This window comes from Paracoccus sp. L-17 (genome assembly GCF_056857655.1).
The window spans coordinates 188,331-206,602 of the sequence record NZ_JBSXNM010000045.1 but is presented as its reverse complement, the minus strand read 5'-3'; the positions used below and the strand labels follow the sequence as shown (position 1 = coordinate 206,602).

Sequence of the window (18,272 nt, the reverse complement as noted above, 5' to 3'; positions counted from 1 at the left end):
GCCGTCGATCTGGTCATAGGCGCGGAAATCGCCGAAATATTTCGTGATCGCCGCCGTCAAGGTCGTCTTGCCGTGGTCAACATGGCCGATCGTCCCGATATTGACGTGCGGTTTCGTCCGTTCAAACTTTGCCTTTGCCATCTAGGGCCTCCTGATCGCGGGGCGTGGCATGAGATGGCCCCGAATTGACGTGCGCCGCGATGTATAAGCCGGCCCCGGAAAAATCAAGCCTCCGCAAGCCTGCATTTCCAAGGCAAAAGCCGCCCCGCCCGACGCAAGATTGTCGTGACGCCGGGAACCGGTCGGGCCGGATGCGGGTTCGCGTGCTGACGCGCCGCCCGGCCGGGCGGCCCCAGCCGAAAGGACCACGTCATGAGCCTGATGAAAACACTTGCCCGCGTCGCCGCCGGAGTCATGCTGGCCAAGGGAATCGGCGCGGTGATGCGCAATCAGTCCGGATCCTCGCAGCGTGGTCGCGCGGATGGTCGGGGCGGCGGGCTGCTGGACGACCTGTTCGGCAACAATCTCGATGGACAGGGCCAGGGCAATCTGCGCGACCGGCTGGGCCAGGTCCTGGGCGGCCGTTCGGGCAGTCAGGCGGGGACGGGCCAGGCCTATGGCGGTCGCGGGTCGGGCGGCGCCCGCGGGGGCCTGGGCGGTTTGCTGGACGGACTTGGCGCGGGCGGGTCCGCGTCGGGCAGCGGGCTGGGCGGGTTGCTGGGCCAGCTTTCGGGCGCCGGCAGAACGGGCGACGCCCCTCGCGGTGGCAGCGGCGGCGGTCTGGGCGACCTGCTGGGCGGACTGCTGGGCGGCGCCGCCGGCGGCGCCGCGGCCGGCGGGCTTGCGCGCAAGGATTCGCAGCCGCAAAACGACGCGAGCTTCGGCGAATTGTTCAACGATGCGGTGATCCGCGATGACGAACCCGAGATCGCGCCCACTCCGGAACAGAACGCCGTGGCGGGGCTGATGCTGCGGGCGATGATCCAGGCCGCCAAATCCGATGGCCGCATCGACGATGCCGAAAAGCAACGACTGCTGGGACATCTGGGCGACAGCCTCGACGACGACGAACGGCAGTTCATCCGCGAACAGATGGCCGCGCCGGTCGATGCCAGGGCGCTTGCAGGCGAAGTGCCCAAAGGGCTGGAGGCACAGGTCTATCTGATGTCCCTGCTGGCCATCGATTTCGACAATGAAGACGAGGCCCGCTATCTGCGTGATCTGGCCCAGGCCATGGGCCTGTCGCGCGAGGCCGTGAACGGCATCCATGCCGAGGCCGGCGCCACACCGCTCTATACCTGACCCGTGCTGCGCGACCGGCGCGGAAAGACGCCTGGCGGGCCATCGCAATCCCGTGATCGATTCGCGATGAGAATTGATCCGGCTCCGGCCCTCTGCCAGTATCGGCGCCACGAAGGCCAGATATTTCAACAGGGAAACAGCCATGAAATTCTTGACCATCGCGGCCATCGCCGTCACAGCCGCCCTGCCCCTTGCCGCCCATGCCGAGCAGGAGGAAGACGTTCTCCAGGGGCGACAGGGCTATATGAAGCTGCTGTCACTGAACATGGCGCCCCTGGCCGCGATGGCAAAGGGCGAGATCGACTATGACGAGGCCGCGGCCTCGAAAGCCGCCGCCAATATCGAGGCACTGACGAAATACGACATTCCGCCGCTTTTCATCGAGGGCACCGCCAATGGCGAGATGGAGGGATCCGACGCGCTGCCGGCGATCTGGGAAAAGCCCGAAGACTTCGCCATGTCCTATGCCGCCCTCGGAGAGGCCGCGAGCGGCGCCTCGGAGGCGGTGAAGGGCGGACAGGCCAATATCGGCCCGGTCCTGCAAAAGCTGGGCGGCGCCTGCAAGGATTGTCACGACAGCTTCCGCAAGAAGTAATGGGCCGGTCCCGCGAGGCGCGCAAGATTCGGGTCTGGGATCCCGCGCTGCGATTCTATCACTGGACACTGGCGCTGCTGGTGGTCGTGAACTGGCTTCTGGGCCAGTTCGGCCCGAACGTGATGACACTGCATTTTTCGCTGGGATACGCGATCGTCGCGTTGCTGGTCTTTCGCATCATCTGGGGCTTTGTGGGTCCGGCGCCGGCGCGCTTTGGCACCTTCCTGCGCGGACCCTCGGCCGTGGCGGGCTATCTGCGCCACGTCCTGGATCGCTCCCCCAGTCATTGGTTCGGGCATAATCCGCTGGGCGCGCTGTCTGTCATCGCCATGCTTCTTGCGCTGATCTGGCAGGTCGGAACGGGATTGATTTCGGACCCCGAGGATTTCGTGAATGTCGGTCCGCTGGCCGGGGACGTGCCGGGATGGCTGTCGCGAAAGGCGGTCGGCTGGCACAGCCTCGGCGGCAGCATCGTGCTGATCCTGCTGTTTCTGCACGTGGCGATGATCCTGTTCTACCGATTGTGGAAGAACGAGGATCTGGTCCGCCCGATGATCACGGGCTGGAAATGGGTCCGGAAGCGCTGACCGGCGCCGCAGAGGTCGGCCGGACCGCGACTCAGTCGAACTTGTGATTGCGGGGAAAGCCGCGGGGGGCCATGCGCCCGGCGCCGGCGCGCTTGCCCAGCCAATCGCCGAGATCGCTTTCGGTCCGGGTCTTGCCGCCCGTCATCGACCAGCTCAGCCCTTCGGAAAGCGTGACGAAGGTCGCGTCGGACAGCGTATCGGCGGCCACCAGCCCGCCGCCGTTGCCGAACCGCTGCAGGCGGACGCCCTTGCCGCGCGACATTTCCGGCAGATCGGCCAGCGGAAAGACCAGCATCTTGCGGTTCGTGCCGACCACCGCGACATGATCGCCGCCGACCGGCTTGCACAGCAGCGCGTCGCCGTTCAGCACCTGCTTGCCGGTCTTGGTCTGGGCCAGAATGTCGGCGGCATCGACGATGAAACCGTTCCCGGCTTTCGAAGCGACCAGATATTTCCGCCCCTCGCGCCAGGGGAACATCGCGATCACTTCGGCCTCATTGGGCAGATCCACCATCAGGCGCAGCGGCTCGCCCATGCCGCGCCCGCCGGGCAGCGCGTTGGCGGGCAGCGTGTAGAAACGACCGTTCGAGGCAAAGACCATCAGCTTGTCGGTCGTCTCGGCATGAAGCGCCATCGCCGGTCCGTCGCCGTCGCGGAACTTCAGTTCGGCATCCAGCGGCTGATGGCCCTTCATGGCGCGGATCCAGCCCATTCTGGACAGGATCACGGTCAGCGGCTCGCGCTCGATCATCGCCTCCATGTCGATCGGCGGGGCCTCGACCGCATCGGTGATCAGCGTCCGTCGCTGACCGTCGGGACTGGACTTGCCGAAGAGGTTGCGCACCTCCTTCATCTGATCGGCGATGCGCGCCCATTGCGCGGCCTCATCGCCCAGCATCGTCTGCAATTCCTCGCGTTCGGCCAGCAGGCTGTCGCGTTCGGCGCGAAGCTCGATCTCTTCCAGCTTGCGCAGGGCGCGCAGCCGCATGTTCAGGATCGCCTCGACCTGCACCTCGTTCAGAAAAATTCCGGAAACGCTGTCGCCGCCGCTCCAATCCTCCTGCATCAGCTTGCGTTTCGGATCTTCCTCGTAGCGGATGATCTCGATCACCCGGTCAAGGTTAAGATAGGCGACCAGATAGCCTTCCAGCACCTCCAGCCGCGCCGCGATCCGGTCCAGACGGAAATTCGCGCGCCGGATCAGCACCTCGCGGCGATGATCCAGAAAGGCGCGCAGAACCTCTTTCAGCGAGCAGACCCTGGGCACGCGGCCATCGATCAGGACGTTCATGTTCAGGCTGAAACGAATCTCCAGATCGCTGACGCGGAACAGGGCGGCCATCATCTGTTCGGGATCGACGGCCCGGGTCCTGGGTTCCAGCACGATGCGGATATCCTCGGCGGATTCGTCGCGGACATCGGCAAGAATCGGGATCTTCCTGGTCTGGATCAGGTCGGCCAGACGTTCGATCAGACGGGATTTCTGGACCTGATAGGGGATTTCGGTGACGACCACCTGCCATTGGCCGCGGCCCAGATCCTCCTGCTCCCACTTGGCGCGGACGCGAAAGGCGCCGCGGCCGGTGCGATAGGTTTCGGCGATCGATTCGCGGCTTTCCACGATCACCCCGCCGGTCGGGAAATCCGGGCCCTGCACGATGCCCGCCAGCGTGTCGTCGCGCGCCTCGGGCGTCTTGATCAGGTGCAGGCAGGCATCGATCAGTTCATGCAGGTTGTGCGGCGGGATATTCGTGGCCATGCCGACGGCGATACCGGATGCGCCATTGGCCAGCAGGTTTGGAAAGGCCGCCGGCAGCACGACCGGTTCGGTCAGGGTGCCGTCGTAATTGGCGCGAAAATCGACGCTGTTCTCGGCCAGCCCGTCCATCAGCGCCTCGGAGGCCTGCGCCAGCCGCGCCTCGGTATAGCGCGCGGCGGCCGGGTTGTCGCCGTCGATATTGCCGAAATTGCCCTGTCCGTCCACCAAAGGATAGCGCATGGCGAAATCCTGGGCCAGCCGCGCCATGGCGTCGTAGATCGCCGCATCGCCGTGGGGGTGGTAATTGCCCATCACGTCGCCGGTGATCTTGGCCGATTTTCGGAAGGCACCGTTGGGCGCCAGCCTGAGTTCGCGCATCGCATAGAGAATGCGGCGATGCACCGGCTTCAGTCCGTCGCGCGCATCGGGCAGCGCGCGGTTCATGATCGTGGACAGCGCGTAGGTCAGATAGCGTTCGCCGATCGCCCGGCTGAGCGGTTCGGCCTGAAGGTTCTGGTCGGGATCGTTCGGCACTTCGTCGGACATGACGGATGGATAGGCCGAGCCGCGCTGCCGGTCCAGACGAAAAGCGCAGGAAACGGGCGCGGAAAGCCCGGCCCGCGGCACCTCATCTCAAGGCTGATCGGGCAGATCGAAGGTCACCGCCTCGCCCCAGCCATGGACGCTGTCATGGGCGCGGATCCGCACCTGTGTCAGGTCTTGCGGCAGGTTTACCCCGCTCAGCGAGCGGGTGAAGGGCTGTTCATCCACATGCGGATGGACCAGTTCCCGCGTTCCCAGAACGGTATCGTCCGCGCCAAGGATCTGCCACGCATCGGCATAATGGTCCCAGCCTTCGTCGGCATGTTCGACCGCGACATCGAACCGCCACGTTCCGTCCTGGCTCATGGCCTCGATTCCGACCACGCGCGGCGAATTCGCCAGCGCCACGCCGGGCATCAGCACAAACAGCAAAAGCAATCGTCGCATCCGGAACATTTCCTTTTCATCTCGACGCCGTAAGCGGAATCAGGACCGTCCCATCGACGCGGCTTCCGCAACCATAGCAGGCCGGTCCGCAAATGCTGAGAGCGACGGCGTTCACGATCCCTTGCGGCCCCGCCCCTTGCGCCCCCGCCCCTTGCGGCCCCGCCCCTTGCAACCCGGCACGAACGTTCCATGACGGCAGGATGCGGTGAATCGCGGAACGCTTGCCGCCCGCGGGGCGGGGTTGCGCCCTTCGCCGGCTCTGCGGATCGGCAAAAATGGGAACGGGCGCCTCGAATCGGGCGTTCGGGTGGCGGATCGTTTATCGGGGCCGCGCAAGAGGTCATCCGGAAACAGGGTAGAGATATGGTCAGACTTGGTGTGTTCTTGGTGGTGACGCTGATCGGGCTGTATCTGGTCATGCTGGTCTTTGGTTCGGGCGATCTGCGTGCGGGGCGCGACGGGCCGCAGCCCCGGGCAATCGCGCCCGAAAAGCCCGATCCTCGGGCCGAGGCGCGCAGGGATCCCGCTCCCCGGCGCGCCCCCGAGGTCGTCGAGGCAGCCGCGCAGACCCCGCAGAAGGTGCAGGAATTTCCCGGCCCGCCGCTGCAACCTTCGCCCGAATATGCGGGACGGACACCACAGGATCCGGCGCAGGCCCCGCCCGGCACGCAGGAGCCGGTCTTCTATGTCACGGGCAACCGGGTGAATTTCCGCGCCGGTCCCTCGACCGGCGACCGGGTGATCGGGTCGCTTTCGCAAGGGGCGGCGGTCGAAGTCCTGGGTCCGACCGATGACGCCTGGATCAACATTCGCGATTCCGACGGCCGCGTCGGCTATATGTCCGCGCAGTTTCTCAGTCAGGCGCGGCCCTGATCATGGCGGGACGGGTGCTGATCACCGGCTGTTCGTCCGGCATCGGTCTGGATGCCGCGCGTCGGATGCAGCAGGAAGGCTGGCAGGTCGTGGCCACCTGCCGCAAACCCGGCGACATCAGCGCCCGCCAGGCCGAAGGGATGGAATGCCACCACCTGGAACTGGCGGATCCGGACAGCGTCCGGGCGCTGGTCGCGGACGTGCTGTCGGGCGGCCCAGTGGACGCGCTTGTCAACAACGCCGCCTTCGCCCTGCCCGGCGCGGTCGAGGACATGCCGCGCGGCGCCCTGAGCGCGATCTTCGAGACAAACCTGTTCGGCACCCACGATCTGAGCGTTCGCCTGATCCCCCATTTCCGCCGGCGCGGCGTCGGGCGGATCGTCAATATCAGTTCCGTCCTCGGGCTGATCGGCATTCCCTGGCGCGGCCCCTATGTAGCGACGAAATTCGCGCTGGAGGGCCTGACCGACGTGCTGCGGCTGGAAATGCAGGGCACCGGCATCCGCGTGATCCTGATCGAGCCCGGCCCGATCGCCAGCCGCATCCGCGAAAACGCCATCCCCCATTTCGAGCGTTGGGTGAACTGGCAGGACAGCCCCCGCGCCGATCAATACCGCGCAAGCCTGCTCAAGCGGCTCTATGAACCCGCGGGCAAGGATCGGTTCGAATTGCCGCCCTCGGCGGTCAGCGACAGGATCGTCCATGCGCTGACCTCGGACAGGCCGCGCCCGCGCTACTATGTCACGACGCCGACATGGATCTCGGGCTTCGGGCGGCGGCTGATGCCCACGCGGGCTCTGGACTGGTTTGCCCGCCGGGGCTAGGGTCGCGCCCGAAAGGTGGACAAGCTCATGCGGGACGGACCTCTCTTCTATATCGTGGTGCTGGCGATGCTGGTGGTGCTGGGCATCCTCGCCACCGGGATCGGCGGTTTCGCGCGCGGCGGCGAATTCAACCGCAAGCACGGCAATCGCCTGATGCGATGGCGGATCATCGGCCAGGCGATCGCCGTTGCCCTGATCCTGCTGTTCATCTGGCTGAGGTCGCGCTGATGGTTGTCCTGAACCGGATCTACACCCGCACCGGCGACAAGGGCGAAACCGCCCTGTCCGATGGCAGCAGGGTGGCAAAACATGACGCCCGCGTCGCCGCCTACGGCACCGTGGACGAACTGAACGCGACCCTGGGCCTGTGCCGCCTGCACGCGGCCGATGGCATGGCCGACCGTCTGGCCATGATCCAGAACGACCTGTTCGATCTGGGCGCGGACCTGTCGCGGCCGGATATCGGGGCGGACGATCAGGCGGATCATCCCGTGCTGCGGATCATCGACGCGCAGGTCGCGCGCCTCGAAACCCAGATCGACGACATGAACGACGATCTGCAACCCTTGCGCAGCTTCATCCTGCCAGGCGGTTCCGCCCTTGCGGCGCATCTGCACCTGTCGCGCACTGTGGCCCGCCGCGCGGAACGCTGCGCGACCGCCCTGGCGGCGACGGGCGATGCCAATCCGGCGGCCATCCGCTACCTGAACCGCCTGTCGGACTGGCTGTTCGTCGCCGCCCGTCAGGCTAATGGCGGCGGAACCGAGGATATCCTGTGGGTTCCGGGCGCCAGCAGATAGACACCGCCCGACGATACAAGTCGGGCGCAAACGCAGCGTCGGAAGCCGTTTTTCGGCTGTTCCCGGGCGGGACCAGCCGCTAACACTTGGCCCCGACGAAGGACGCAACCAAGGGAGAGCAGCCACATGAAGGTTCTCGTGCCGGTGAAGCGGGTGATCGACTACAACGTCAAGGCCCGTGTGAAAGCCGATGGATCCGGGGTCGATCTGGCCAATGTGAAGATGTCGATGAACCCCTTCGACGAGATCGCGGTCGAAGAAGCGATCCGGCTGAAGGAAAAGGGCGCGGCCGATGAGGTCGTGGCCGTCAGCATCGGCGTCAAGCAGGCGGCCGAGACGCTGCGCACGGCCTTGGCGATGGGCGCCGACCGGGCGATCCTGGTCGTGGCCGCCGAGGACGTGCACCAGGATATCGAGCCGCTGGCCGTGGCCAGGATCCTGAAAGCCGTGATCGACGAGGAGCAGCCGAAGCTGGTCATCGCCGGCAAGCAGGCGATCGACAACGACATGAACGCCACCGGCCAGATGCTGGCGGCGCTGCTTGGCTGGAGCCAGGCGACCTTTGCCAGCAAGCTCGAGATCGAGGGCGACAGCGCGAAGGTCACCCGCGAGGTCGATGGCGGGTTGCAGACCATCGAGGTCAGGCTGCCCGCGATCGTCACCGCCGATCTGCGCCTGAACGAGCCGCGCTATGCCAGCCTTCCCAACATCATGAAGGCCAAGAAGAAGCCGCTGGACGAAAAGACGGCCGCCGATTACGGCGTCGATGTCTCGCCCCGGCTCGAGATCGTGTCGACCCGCGAACCCGAGGGCCGCAAGGCCGGGATCAAGGTCGATTCGGTCGACGAACTGGTTGCGAAACTGAAAGAAGCGGGGGTCGTGTGATGGCTGTTCTTCTGCTGGGTGAAGTCACGAATGGCGAACTGAGCCGCGACGCGACGGCCAAGGCCGTGGGCGCGCTGAAATCCCTGGGCGAGGTCACGGTGCTTTGCGCCGGCGCCCAGGCGAGGGCCGCGGGCGACGAGGCCGCGACGATAGACGGCGTGGCCAGGGTGCTGGTGGCCGAGGATGCGCTTTACGGCCACCGTCTCGCCGAACCGGCGGCGGCGCTGCTGGTGTCGCTGGCCGGGGATTACAGCCACATCGCCGCGCCTGCCACGACGGATGCCAAGAACATCATGCCGCGCGTCGCGGCGCTGCTGGATGCGATGGTGATCCCGGACGTCTCGGCGGTGATCGATGCCGACACGTTCGAACGCCCGGTCTATGCCGGCAACGCGATCCAGACGGTGAAATCCAGGGACGCCAAGAAGGTGATGACCATCCGCACCGCCAGCTTCGACGCGGCAGGCGACGGCAACAGCGCCCCGGTCGAGGCGATCGGCGCCGCCGAGGATCCGGGCCTGTCGAAATGGGTCGGCGACGAGGTCGCCGAAAGCGACCGGCCAGAACTGACCTCGGCCGGGCGTGTCGTCTCGGGCGGCCGCGGCGTGGGGTCCAGGGACGATTTCGCCATCATCGAGGCCCTGGCCGACAAGCTGGGCGCCGCCGTCGGCGCATCGCGCGCGGCCGTCGATTCGGGCTATGCCCCGAACGACTGGCAGGTCGGTCAGACCGGCAAGGTGGTGGCGCCGGAACTCTATGTCGCCGTCGGCATCTCGGGCGCGATCCAGCATCTTGCGGGCATGAAGGACAGCAAGGTCATCGTCGCGATCAACAAGGACGAGGAAGCCCCGATCTTCCAGATCGCCGATTACGGCCTGGTGGGCGATTTGTTCCAGATCGTGCCCGAATTGACGGAAAAGCTGTAGCAGCCTCTCCGTTGCCCAAATACCCAAACAACCGCCCCCCGCCGGGGGCGGTTTTGCATTGCAGCATGACCGCGCCCGCCCTATCGTCGCGCCGGTCAGGAAACGAGGCGAGAATGGCGATCGAGACGGTTGGAATCATCGGCGCGGGCCAGATGGGCAACGGCATCGCCCATGTCTTCGCCCTCGCGGGCTATGATGTGGTGCTGAACGACATCAGCCCGGATGCCCTGGACAAGGCCCTGTCCCTGATCGACCGGAATCTCGAACGTCAGGTCGGTCGCGACAGGATTTCGGCCGAGGACAAGAAGGCTGCGATGGGGCGCATCACGACCACGCTTCGTCTGGCCGATCTGGGCCGGACCGACCTGGTGATCGAGGCCGCGACCGAACGCGAGACCGTCAAGCAGGCCATTTTCGAAGACCTTCAGCCGCACCTGAAGCCCGAGACGATCCTGACCTCGAACACGTCCTCGATCTCGATCACGCGACTGGCCAGCCGCACCGACCGGCCCGAGAAATTCATGGGCTTCCACTTCATGAATCCGGTTCCGGTCATGCAATTGGTCGAACTGATCCGCGGCATCGCCACCGACCAGGCCACTTTCGATCTGCTGCACGAGGTCGTCAGGACGCTGGGCAAGACCGCCGCCAGCGCCGAGGATTTTCCCGCCTTCATCGTCAACCGCATCCTGATGCCGATGATCAACGAGGCGGTCTATACGCTGTACGAGGGGGTGGGATCGGTCAAATCCATCGACGAATCGATGAAACTGGGCGCGAACCATCCGATGGGACCGCTGGAACTGGCCGATTTCATCGGGCTGGATACCTGCCTTGCGATCATGAATGTGCTGCATGACGGGCTGGCCGACACGAAATACCGTCCCTGCCCTCTGCTGACGAAATATGTCGAGGCCGGCTGGCTGGGCCGCAAGACCGGCCGCGGCTTTTACGACTATCGCGGCGAAACGCCCGTTCCGACACGCTGAGCGTCGTTTCCTGACGCGCAAGAAGTCTCGGCTGACGCTGGACTGCGCAGACAATCAGAAACCTGACAGGAAGGCAAACCCATGACGATTCCGAAGACAACCACCCTCGCGCTGCTGCTGGCGGCCGTGGCCACGCCTGTTCTGGCCGACGACCCCGCGACCTGCAAGACGGTGCGCTATTCCGATCCCGGCTGGACCGACATTACCGCCACCAACGGCGTCGCGGCGGTGCTGCTGGAGGCATTGGGCTATACGCCCAAGATCGCCACGCTGTCGGTGCCGGTTGGCTATGAGGCGCTGAAGAACGGCGACACCGACCTGTTCCTGGGCAACTGGATGCCCGCGCAGCAGAAATTCCGCGACGATCTGGACCAGACCGGCCAGATCGAGGAACTGGCCCGGAACCTCGAAGGCGCCAAGTTCACCCTGGCGGTGAACAAGCCCGGCGCCGCCGCCGGCGTAAAGGATTTTGCCGATCTCGATGCCCGCAAGGACGAATTCGACGGCAAGATCTATGGCATCGAGCCCGGTGCGCCGGCGAACCAGTCGATCCAGGCGATGATTGACGCCGACGCATTCGGGCTGGGCGACTGGACGCTGGTCGAATCGGGCGAACAGGCCATGCTGGCTCAGGTCGGCCGCAACGAGAATGCGGGCAAGCCCACGGTCTTCCTGGCCTGGGCGCCCCATCCGATGAACGAGGCCATCGACATCACCTACCTGTCGGGCGGAGACGAACAATTCGGACCGGATTTCGGGGGCGCCACGGTGCACACGCTGGCCCGCTCCGAATGGGTCGAAGCCTGCCCCAACGCCGCAAAACTGTTCAGCCAGCTTGTCTTCGACGTGCCGATGGAAAATGTCCTGATGGGCAAGATCCTGAACGACGGGATGGATGGCCGGCAGGCCGCGAAGGAATGGATCGCCGCCAATCCCGACGTCGCGGCGACATGGCTGGACGGCGTGACCACGCTGGATGGTCAGCCCGGCGACAAGGCGGTCATGGCTGCGGTGAGCAAGTGAAGCCCAATATCCTGATCCTGATGGCGGATCAGCTGTCGGGGGTGTTTTTCCCCGACGGCCCCGCCGATTTCCTGCATACGCCTCACCTGCGCCGGCTGGCCGACAGATCAACCCGGTTTGCCAATGCCTATACGGGCAGCCCGCTTTGCGCGCCGGGGCGGGCCAGCTTCATGTCCGGCCAGTTGCCCCGCCGCACGCGGGTCTACGACAATGCGGCCGAATTCGCCTCGGACATTCCGACCTATGCCCATCATCTGCGGCGGGCGGGCTATCAGACCTGCCTGTCGGGCAAGATGCATTTCGTCGGGCCCGACCAGATGCACGGGTTCGAGGAACGGCTGACCACCGACATCTACCCGGCCGATTTCGGCTGGACGCCGAATTACCGCAAGCCGGGCGAACGGATCGATTGGTGGTATCACAATCTGGGCTCGGTCACCGGCGCGGGCGTGGCCGAGATCACCAACCAGTACGAATATGACGACGAGGTCGCCTATAATGCCTGCCGCAAGCTTTACGACCTGTCGCGCGGGCAGGATGACCGGCCGTGGTGTCTGACCGTCAGCTTCACCCACCCGCATGACCCCTATGTCGCACGGCGCAAATACTGGGATCTCTATGACGGGGCGCCGGAACTGGCCGCGCCAGAGGCCATCGCCTATCAGGATCAGGACGCGCATTCACAGCGATTGATGGATGCCTGCGACTGGCGAGAATTCGACATCACCGATCGCGACATCCGCCGCGCGCGCCAGGGTTATTTCGCCAATATCAGCTATATCGACGACAAGATCGGCGAGGTTCTGGACGTGCTGGAACGCACGCGACAGGAGGCGATCATCCTGTTCCTGTCCGATCATGGCGACATGCTGGGCGAACGCGGGCTGTGGTTCAAGATGAGCTTTTACGAAGGCTCGGCGCGCGTTCCGCTGATGATCGCGGCGCCGTCGATGCAGCCGGGGCGTGTGGATCGCCCGGTCAGCACCATCGACGTGCTGCCGACTCTTTGCGATCTGGCAGGACTGCCGATGGACGAGATCGCGCCCTGGACCGATGGCGAATCGCTGGCCGATGGCGGCGCGTCGCGCAACCCGGTGCCGATCGAATACGCGGCCGAGGGCAGTATAACCCCGCTGATCGCGATCCGCGACGGCGGCTGGAAATACACCGCCTGCAAGGCCGATCCCGAACAATTGTTCGATCTGCAGACCGATCCGGACGAGCGCGTCAATCTGGCGGGCGATCCGGCCCATGCCGCAACCTTTCAGCACTTGCGGGCGATGGCGCGGGATCGCTGGGATCTGGATGCCTATGATTCCGAGGTTCGGCAAAGTCAGGCACGACGCTGGATCGTCTATGAGGCCCTGCGCAACGGCGCGTATTATCCGTGGGACTACCAGCCGCTGATGCAGGCCTCCGAACGATACATGCGCAACCACATGGATCTGAACGTGCTGGAAGAGAACAAGCGTTTTCCGCGCGGCGAGTGATCCACCGATCCGCGCAGGCGCTGTCGGCGATCAGGGGCCGGACGTCCCGGCCCCCGACCTCACGCGGGATCATTCCTCCGTCTTCGGACGGCGCTGTTGCATGAACTGATCGAATTCGGCCTTGTCCTTGGCCTCCCGCAGCTTTTGCAGGAAATCCATGAACTCTCCATGCTCTTCCTCCAGCCGCTTCAGCGTTTCTTCGCGATAGGCGTCGAAAGCCGAATTTCCGGTGGGGGCCGCGTAGTGGCGCGGGCGATAGCCGCGATGGCTGCGTTGACTGCATCCGAACATGCGTTTGCTCCAGATCATGTAGACGAGGATAGCCAGCCCGATCGGCCAGAAGGCAACGAAGCCCAGGATCATGGCGACGATCCAGGCCACGCGGCCGCGTTCATCCAGCCAGTCGCGACCTCGTCGCAAGAGACCGGGGCCACGCTGCGCCATCGAATAGGCGGTGATTTGCGGTGATGCGCTCTGCATCTTTGTGATCCCTCCATGTTAATGTTAATCACATTTACATAGATGGGCGCGAAACCCGCGGCGTCAAGAGAGGCCTGGGGAAAAATCACTCGGGGATCAGGCCCAGCCCGCGCAGATAGATGATGACGCCACTTTCCAGCATCGCCGAAGGCTCGACCGGGCTGCGTCCGCCGGGCTTGCCGCGCGAGAACAGTTCGACCACGCCGTGGCTCATCGCCCAGATATGGTTCGCCACCATCCGCGCGGGCGGGCGGCGATCTTCGGGCAGACGCTCGGCCAGCGTGCCGGCGGCGCGCAGCAGCACCCCCTGCGCCCGTTCGGACGCCTTGGCCAGATCGGCATTGCCGGCAATCGAGATGCCGGATTCGAACATCGCCATGTAATAGCCGGGCCGATCGGCCGCGAAATCCAGATAGGCCTGACCCATGCGCAGAAACGCGGTCAGCGCCTTGGGCCGGCCTTCGTCGAAAGCGGCCTCCAGCCGGCCGGCGAATTCGACGAAACCCTGCCGCGCGACCTCTTCCAGCAGATCTTCGCGGCCCTTGAAATGCCGATAGGGGGCGGCCGGCGAAACACCGGCGCGGCGCGCAGCCTCGGTCAGGGCAAAGGCCTGCGGTCCCAATTCCTCGATCAGGGCGGCGGTGGCCTCGACCAGGGCCTGACGCAGATTGCCGTGGTGATAGGTTTTGCGGTCGGCCACGGCTGCGGCCTACATGCCTTCGCCGAAATAATCGCCGATCAGCGCCTCAAGCGCATCGGCCAGCGCCGCCGCCTCCGGTCCCGAGGTGGTCACGGTGATGCGGCTTCCGCGCGGCGCGGTCAGCATCAGCAGTCCCATGATCGAATCACCGGCCACGCAAATCCCGTCCTTTTCGACCTGCGCCTGCGCATCGAAACGTTCGACCACATCGACGAATTTCGCGCTGGCCCGCGCATGAAGGCCCTTTTCGTTGATGATCGACAATTCCCGCGTGACCTTGCCGCTCATCGGGTCCCCAGGGCGGCTTCCAGCGGCACGGTGTAGGAATTGATGTATTTGCGTCCGGCCTCCTTGGCAAAGGCCACCGCATCCCTGACCGGCAGGTGGCGGGTCTTGGCCAGCTTGACCAGCATCGGCAGATTGGCGCCGTAAAGGATCGTGCGGTCATGCACCGCGCAGGCCGGCAGAGACAGGTTCGAGGGCGACCCGCCGAAAAGATCGGTCACCACCACCACCCCGTTGCCGTCATCGACCGCGTCGGCGGCCTGCCGGATTTCGGTCATCTTGGCGCCACGATCGTGATTATCCTCGATCGCGACCGCCGCGATTCCCGTCTGCGGCCCGACCACATGTTCGACGGCGGACAGATATTCCCGCGCCAACCCGCCATGCGCCACGATGACAATACCGATCAACGCAACCTACCAAATTCTGCTGCCTGCGTCTCTGCTTCGCCGGTCGCGGCCTGACGGCCAAGCTCGGCGGCGGAGAGAGACGTCGGGTTGCGGCGTTCCAGTTCCCTGTGTCTTATTGACACCGGCCAACCGGCCTCTGCAAGCGCAAGCGCCATCAATTCAGCCATTGTGACGGAACGATGTTTCCCTCCGGTGCATCCGAAACCCACCGCCAGGTGCGTCTTGCCTTCTTCTATATGTGCCGGAAGCAGAAACAGGATCAACTCGCGCACGCGCTGGAAGAACTCTGCGAATCGCTCGTCGTCCCGGACGAAATCCTGCACCTGACGGTCCAGACCCGTCAACGCGCGCAGTTCCGGCTGCCAATGCGGATTGGACAAGAACCGGCAATCGAACATCATGTCCACGCCGCGCGGCACGCCGCGCTTGTAGCTGAAGGAATGCAGCGACACGCTGAGCCGCCGCCCCTGCCGCACATCGAACCAGCGGGTCAGTTCGGCCTTCAGGTCATGGGGAGACAATTCCGAGGTATCGACCAGGACATCGGCCCGCGCCCGGATCGGCTGCAACAGATCGACCTCGGCCGTGACCCCGCCCAGCGGCGCGCTGTCCGGCGTCAGCGGATGGCGGCGGCGGGTTTCGTTATAGCGGCGCACCAGCACGTCGGGGTCGCAATCCAGATAGAGAACCTCGGGCGCATAGCGCGGATCGCGGGTCAGCCGGTCGATCAGTTCGATCACGTTGGCCGATGAGAAATCGCGATTTCGGACATCCAGCCCCAGGGCCAGAGGTTCGGGCCGGCTGGGACCGTCAAGCAGACGCGGGATCAGCGACAGCGGCAGGTTGTCGATCGCCTCGAAGCCCATATCCTCAAGCGCGTTGATCGCGGTCGAGCGACCGGCCCCGGACGGACCGGTCACCAGAACCAGCCTCTGCGCGTCGGCTGTCCGGGGGCCGTCGCGGTCTTCCGCCAGATCGAGATCCTCAGCCATCGGGTGTCAGACTTCCTTTCCGTCGCGTCATTGCCGCCGTCCGAACAGCAGATACTGCCGCAATGCAGCATAAAGATGCGATCGATAGGGCCCCGGCACAAGTGGCAAGGCCCTGCCAAGCAGCGGATAGGTCGTGCAGTCTGGCAAGCGTGCCACGCCCTCCTGCGCCAGATCGACGACCAGCGACAGCCGGACGGGACCATGCGGCGGGGCCGCCAGCAGCCCCACGCCGCGTGCCTCGATCGTGCCGACCAGCGCGGCGGGGCAGCTTGCCACGACATCATCCCCCTGCGCCGTCAGATCGGTCCGGTCGTCGGCCACCAGTCGCGCTCCGACGGCCATCAGTTGCAGCGCCAGCGTGGATTTTCCGCTGCCGGACGGCCCCAGGATCAGCAGCCCCCGCCCTCTCAGGGCCACGGTCGTGGCGTGCATCTGCGTCATTCGAATCACTCCTCTCCGTCATTCTGGCTCGGAAAGGGTTAATTTTCCGTCCCCGGTCCTGCATATTCTGCATTGTTGGCGATAACATTTTGCGTTTGCGCTAACCGTTTGCGCTCGCGTCTTTTCCGCTTTCGACCGCGTGCTATAGCCGGTCAGAACGGCGTCACGAAAGCGTCGCGGATCAAGGAAAAGCAGGAGCGTCCAAAGATGACCACGCGCGTCAATCCGAAATGCCGGCTGGAGGATCAGGGTATCGAGGGGCTTGGGAGGGTTTACTACAACCTGCCGGAACCGGCGCTGATCACCGAGGCGGTCGTGCGCGGCGAAGGCCGCCTGGGCCTTGGCGGCGCGTTCCTGGTCTCGACCGGGGCACATACCGGACGTTCGCCCAAGGACAAGTTCGTGGTCCGCACCCCCGATGTCGAGGACTCGATCTGGTGGGACAACAACGCGGCGATGGCGCCTGACGCCTTCGACCGGCTGCACCATGACATGCTGGCCCATATGCAGGGGCGCGATTATTTCGTGCAGGATCTGTTCGCCGGCGCCGATCCCGATCTGCGTCTGGATGTTCGGGTGATCACCGAACTGGCGTGGCACGGGCTGTTCATCCGCCACCTGCTGCGTCGCCCCGAGGCAGCGGAACTGGACGGCTTCACGCCCGAATTCACCATCATCAACTGCCCCGGCTTCACCGCCGACCCCGATCGGCATGGCTGCCGCGGCGGCACGGTGATCGCGCTGAACCTTCACAAGAAACTGATCCTGATCGGCGGCACCGCCTATGCGGGCGAGAACAAGAAGTCGGTCTTCACGCTGCTGAACTACCTGCTGCCCGAAAAGGGCATCATGCCGATGCATTGCAGCGCCAATCACGCGCCGGGCGATCCCACCGACAGCGCGATCTTCTTCGGCCTGTCGGGCACCGGCAAGACCACGCTGTCGGCCGACCCGTCGCGGGCCCTGATCGGCGACGACGAACATGGCTGGTCGGATCGCGGCATCTTCAATTTCGAGGGCGGGTGCTACGCCAAGACGATCAACCTGTCCCCCGAGGCCGAACCCGAGATCCACGCCACCACCGCGCGCTTCGGCACGGTGATCGAGAACATGGTTTTCGATCCCCTCACGCTGGAACTGGATTTCCAGGACAATTCGATCACCGACAACATGCGCTGCGCCTATCCGCTGGAGGCGATCTCGAACGCCTCGAAGACCAGCCTTGGCGGGCATCCGAAGAACGTCATCATGCTGACCTGCGACGCCTATGGCGTGCTGCCGCCGATCGCGCGGCTGAGCCCGGCGCAGGCGATGTATCATTTCCTGTCGGGTTTCACCGCCAAGACCCCCGGCACCGAGGTCGGCGTGACCGAGCCGATCCCGACCTTCTCGACCTGCTTCGGCGCGCCGTTCATGCCGCGCCGCCCCGAGGTCTATGGCAGGCTACTGGCCGACAGGATCGGCCGGCACGGCGCCAGCTGCTGGCTGGTCAATACGGGCTGGACGGGCGGCGCCTTCGGCACCGGATCGCGGATGCCCATCGCCGCGACGCGCGCATTGCTGGCGGCGGCGCTGGATGGCAGCCTGAATACGGCGCAATTCCGCAAGGATCCCAATTTCGGCTTCGACGTGCCGGTCTCGGTCCCCGGCGTCAGGGACAGCCTGCTGGATCCGCGCCAGACCTGGGCGGACGGCACGGCCTATGACCGGCAGGCCGCGAAACTGGTGCAGATGTTCAGCGACAATTTCGCGCAATACCTGCCCGGCATCGACGAGGATGTGCGCGCCGCCGCCATCGGCTGATCCGAACGGCGCCCGGCACCGATCCATCCGCGGCAGAAGCGGGCAGAAACCGGACCCCGCGCCTTCGCGCGGGGTTTTCGCAGCGCGCCGGGCGGCCCGCTTCTGCCCGCGCGGCTGA

General features: G+C 65.2%; 22 protein-coding genes. 13 read left to right on the top strand and 9 right to left on the bottom strand.

Annotation, left to right across the window (positions count from 1 at the left end; all coding sequences use genetic code 11):
* Positions 1-141 (bottom strand): GTP-binding protein (locus AC13CR_RS16900; protein WP_446205187.1); only part of this gene is annotated, 141 nt, incomplete at its 3' end.
* Positions 142-372: 231 nt separating this feature from the next.
* Here AC13CR_RS16900 and AC13CR_RS16895 point away from each other — a divergent pair.
* From AC13CR_RS16895 to AC13CR_RS16885, 3 genes are all read left to right on the top strand, one after another.
* Positions 373-1,302, top strand: a complete 930-nt coding sequence (locus tag AC13CR_RS16895; RefSeq protein ID WP_292978175.1) for a tellurite resistance TerB family protein — start codon at positions 373-375, stop codon at positions 1,300-1,302.
* A 142-nt stretch (positions 1,303-1,444) separates the two neighbouring features.
* A complete protein-coding gene (locus AC13CR_RS16890) occupies positions 1,445-1,897 on the top strand; it encodes a c-type cytochrome (RefSeq protein ID WP_292954217.1) in 453 nt (150 codons plus the stop codon).
* Positions 1,897-2,484: a cytochrome b/b6 domain-containing protein gene (locus AC13CR_RS16885; RefSeq protein ID WP_482900705.1), complete on the top strand. Its 588-nt coding sequence runs from the start codon at positions 1,897-1,899 to the stop codon at positions 2,482-2,484. Before AC13CR_RS16890 ends, AC13CR_RS16885 begins: the two co-directional genes overlap by 1 nt.
* Positions 2,485-2,515: 31 nt before the next feature.
* On the opposite strand, the gene parC is transcribed toward AC13CR_RS16885, so the two are convergent.
* Positions 2,516-4,789: a DNA topoisomerase IV subunit A gene (gene parC, locus AC13CR_RS16880; RefSeq protein ID WP_482900704.1), complete on the bottom strand. Its 2,274-nt coding sequence runs from the start codon at positions 4,787-4,789 to the stop codon at positions 2,516-2,518.
* A gap of 87 nt (positions 4,790-4,876) precedes the next feature.
* Positions 4,877-5,233: a hypothetical protein gene (locus AC13CR_RS16875; RefSeq protein ID WP_292954226.1), complete on the bottom strand. Its 357-nt coding sequence runs from the start codon at positions 5,231-5,233 to the stop codon at positions 4,877-4,879.
* Between the two features lie 363 nt (positions 5,234-5,596).
* Between AC13CR_RS16875 and AC13CR_RS16870 the strand changes: the two genes are divergently transcribed.
* The 9 genes from AC13CR_RS16870 to betC all read left to right on the top strand — a co-directional run bounded on the left by AC13CR_RS16870 (position 5,597) and on the right by betC (position 13,043).
* Entirely contained in the window at positions 5,597-6,106 is a 510-nt protein-coding gene (locus tag AC13CR_RS16870) for an SH3 domain-containing protein (RefSeq protein WP_446232237.1), read from the top strand.
* Positions 6,107-6,108: 2 nt separating this feature from the next.
* Positions 6,109-6,930: an SDR family NAD(P)-dependent oxidoreductase gene (locus tag AC13CR_RS16865; RefSeq protein ID WP_292954232.1), complete on the top strand. Its 822-nt coding sequence runs from the start codon at positions 6,109-6,111 to the stop codon at positions 6,928-6,930.
* A 27-nt stretch (positions 6,931-6,957) separates the two neighbouring features.
* Positions 6,958-7,158 carry a twin transmembrane helix small protein gene (locus AC13CR_RS16860; protein ID WP_292954235.1) on the top strand — a complete coding sequence of 67 codons (201 nt, stop codon included), beginning with the start codon at positions 6,958-6,960 and terminating at the stop codon, positions 7,156-7,158.
* Positions 7,158-7,730, top strand: a complete 573-nt coding sequence (locus AC13CR_RS16855) for a cob(I)yrinic acid a,c-diamide adenosyltransferase (RefSeq protein WP_446232238.1) — start codon at positions 7,158-7,160, stop codon at positions 7,728-7,730. The genes AC13CR_RS16860 and AC13CR_RS16855 overlap by 1 nt, the downstream gene beginning before the upstream one ends.
* Positions 7,731-7,856: 126 nt before the next feature.
* Positions 7,857-8,615 carry an electron transfer flavoprotein subunit beta/FixA family protein gene (locus AC13CR_RS16850; protein WP_292954241.1) on the top strand — a complete coding sequence of 253 codons (759 nt, stop codon included), beginning with the start codon at positions 7,857-7,859 and terminating at the stop codon, positions 8,613-8,615.
* Positions 8,615-9,541, top strand: a complete 927-nt coding sequence (locus AC13CR_RS16845) for an electron transfer flavoprotein subunit alpha/FixB family protein (RefSeq protein ID WP_292977990.1) — start codon at positions 8,615-8,617, stop codon at positions 9,539-9,541. The genes AC13CR_RS16850 and AC13CR_RS16845 overlap by 1 nt, the downstream gene beginning before the upstream one ends.
* A gap of 113 nt (positions 9,542-9,654) precedes the next feature.
* Positions 9,655-10,530: a 3-hydroxybutyryl-CoA dehydrogenase gene (locus AC13CR_RS16840; RefSeq protein ID WP_292977991.1), complete on the top strand. Its 876-nt coding sequence runs from the start codon at positions 9,655-9,657 to the stop codon at positions 10,528-10,530.
* Positions 10,531-10,611: 81 nt separating this feature from the next.
* Positions 10,612-11,553 (top strand): choline ABC transporter substrate-binding protein, encoded by a 942-nt coding sequence (choX, locus tag AC13CR_RS16835; protein ID WP_292954252.1) that lies wholly within the window; start codon positions 10,612-10,614, stop codon positions 11,551-11,553.
* The gene (betC, locus tag AC13CR_RS16830) at positions 11,550-13,043 is read left to right on the top strand and encodes a choline-sulfatase (protein WP_446236513.1); all 1,494 of its coding nucleotides are present in this window, start codon (positions 11,550-11,552) and stop codon (positions 13,041-13,043) included. Before choX ends, betC begins: the two co-directional genes overlap by 4 nt.
* A 69-nt stretch (positions 13,044-13,112) precedes the next feature.
* Here the strand turns inward: betC and AC13CR_RS16825 are convergent, their stop codons facing one another.
* From AC13CR_RS16825 to AC13CR_RS16800, 6 genes are all read right to left on the bottom strand, one after another.
* On the bottom strand, positions 13,113-13,523 hold the full coding sequence (locus AC13CR_RS16825; RefSeq protein WP_414692146.1) for a DUF2852 domain-containing protein: 411 nt from the start codon (positions 13,521-13,523) through the stop codon (positions 13,113-13,115).
* 85 nt (positions 13,524-13,608) lie between these two features.
* Positions 13,609-14,223 carry a TetR/AcrR family transcriptional regulator gene (locus tag AC13CR_RS16820; protein ID WP_292954258.1) on the bottom strand — a complete coding sequence of 205 codons (615 nt, stop codon included), beginning with the start codon at positions 14,221-14,223 and terminating at the stop codon, positions 13,609-13,611.
* Positions 14,224-14,232: 9 nt separating this feature from the next.
* On the bottom strand, positions 14,233-14,511 hold the full coding sequence (locus AC13CR_RS16815; protein WP_292954261.1) for an HPr family phosphocarrier protein: 279 nt from the start codon (positions 14,509-14,511) through the stop codon (positions 14,233-14,235).
* Positions 14,508-14,918, bottom strand: coding sequence for a PTS sugar transporter subunit IIA (locus AC13CR_RS16810; RefSeq protein WP_292954264.1), 411 nt, complete (start codon positions 14,916-14,918; stop codon positions 14,508-14,510). The genes AC13CR_RS16815 and AC13CR_RS16810 overlap by 4 nt, the downstream gene beginning before the upstream one ends.
* Positions 14,915-15,910: an RNase adapter RapZ gene (gene rapZ / locus AC13CR_RS16805; RefSeq protein ID WP_292954267.1), complete on the bottom strand. Its 996-nt coding sequence runs from the start codon at positions 15,908-15,910 to the stop codon at positions 14,915-14,917. The genes AC13CR_RS16810 and rapZ overlap by 4 nt, the downstream gene beginning before the upstream one ends.
* A gap of 27 nt (positions 15,911-15,937) precedes the next feature.
* Entirely contained in the window at positions 15,938-16,351 is a 414-nt protein-coding gene (locus tag AC13CR_RS16800; RefSeq protein WP_292954270.1) for an HPr kinase/phosphorylase, read from the bottom strand.
* A 207-nt stretch (positions 16,352-16,558) separates the two neighbouring features.
* Here AC13CR_RS16800 and AC13CR_RS16795 point away from each other — a divergent pair, with 207 nt between their 5' ends.
* On the top strand, positions 16,559-18,154 hold the full coding sequence (locus AC13CR_RS16795) for a phosphoenolpyruvate carboxykinase (protein ID WP_292954273.1): 1,596 nt from the start codon (positions 16,559-16,561) through the stop codon (positions 18,152-18,154).
* The last annotated feature ends 118 nt before the right edge of the window (positions 18,155-18,272 follow it).

Excerpts from the sequence above, each read along its gene's own strand:
- parC (WP_482900704.1), bottom strand. The coding sequence starts at position 4,789 with ATGTCCGACGAAGTGCCGAACGATCCCGACCAGAACCTTCAGGCCGAA.
- AC13CR_RS16895 (WP_292978175.1), top strand. The coding sequence starts at position 373 with ATGAGCCTGATGAAAACACTTGCCCGCGTCGCCGCCGGAGTCATGCTG.
- AC13CR_RS16840 (WP_292977991.1), top strand. The coding sequence starts at position 9,655 with ATGGCGATCGAGACGGTTGGAATCATCGGCGCGGGCCAGATGGGCAAC.
- AC13CR_RS16825 (WP_414692146.1), bottom strand. The coding sequence starts at position 13,523 with ATGCAGAGCGCATCACCGCAAATCACCGCCTATTCGATGGCGCAGCGT.
- AC13CR_RS16800 (WP_292954270.1), bottom strand. The coding sequence starts at position 16,351 with ATGACGCAGATGCACGCCACGACCGTGGCCCTGAGAGGGCGGGGGCTG.
- AC13CR_RS16875 (WP_292954226.1), bottom strand. The coding sequence starts at position 5,233 with ATGCGACGATTGCTTTTGCTGTTTGTGCTGATGCCCGGCGTGGCGCTG.
- AC13CR_RS16845 (WP_292977990.1), top strand. The coding sequence starts at position 8,615 with ATGGCTGTTCTTCTGCTGGGTGAAGTCACGAATGGCGAACTGAGCCGC.
- AC13CR_RS16860 (WP_292954235.1), top strand. The coding sequence starts at position 6,958 with ATGCGGGACGGACCTCTCTTCTATATCGTGGTGCTGGCGATGCTGGTG.
- AC13CR_RS16870 (WP_446232237.1), top strand. The coding sequence starts at position 5,597 with ATGGTCAGACTTGGTGTGTTCTTGGTGGTGACGCTGATCGGGCTGTAT.
- rapZ (WP_292954267.1), bottom strand. The coding sequence starts at position 15,910 with ATGGCTGAGGATCTCGATCTGGCGGAAGACCGCGACGGCCCCCGGACA.
- AC13CR_RS16850 (WP_292954241.1), top strand. The coding sequence starts at position 7,857 with ATGAAGGTTCTCGTGCCGGTGAAGCGGGTGATCGACTACAACGTCAAG.
- AC13CR_RS16885 (WP_482900705.1), top strand. The coding sequence starts at position 1,897 with ATGGGCCGGTCCCGCGAGGCGCGCAAGATTCGGGTCTGGGATCCCGCG.
- choX (WP_292954252.1), top strand. The coding sequence starts at position 10,612 with ATGACGATTCCGAAGACAACCACCCTCGCGCTGCTGCTGGCGGCCGTG.
- AC13CR_RS16865 (WP_292954232.1), top strand. The coding sequence starts at position 6,109 with ATGGCGGGACGGGTGCTGATCACCGGCTGTTCGTCCGGCATCGGTCTG.
- AC13CR_RS16890 (WP_292954217.1), top strand. The coding sequence starts at position 1,445 with ATGAAATTCTTGACCATCGCGGCCATCGCCGTCACAGCCGCCCTGCCC.
- AC13CR_RS16855 (WP_446232238.1), top strand. The coding sequence starts at position 7,158 with ATGGTTGTCCTGAACCGGATCTACACCCGCACCGGCGACAAGGGCGAA.
- AC13CR_RS16795 (WP_292954273.1), top strand. The coding sequence starts at position 16,559 with ATGACCACGCGCGTCAATCCGAAATGCCGGCTGGAGGATCAGGGTATC.
- AC13CR_RS16815 (WP_292954261.1), bottom strand. The coding sequence starts at position 14,511 with ATGAGCGGCAAGGTCACGCGGGAATTGTCGATCATCAACGAAAAGGGC.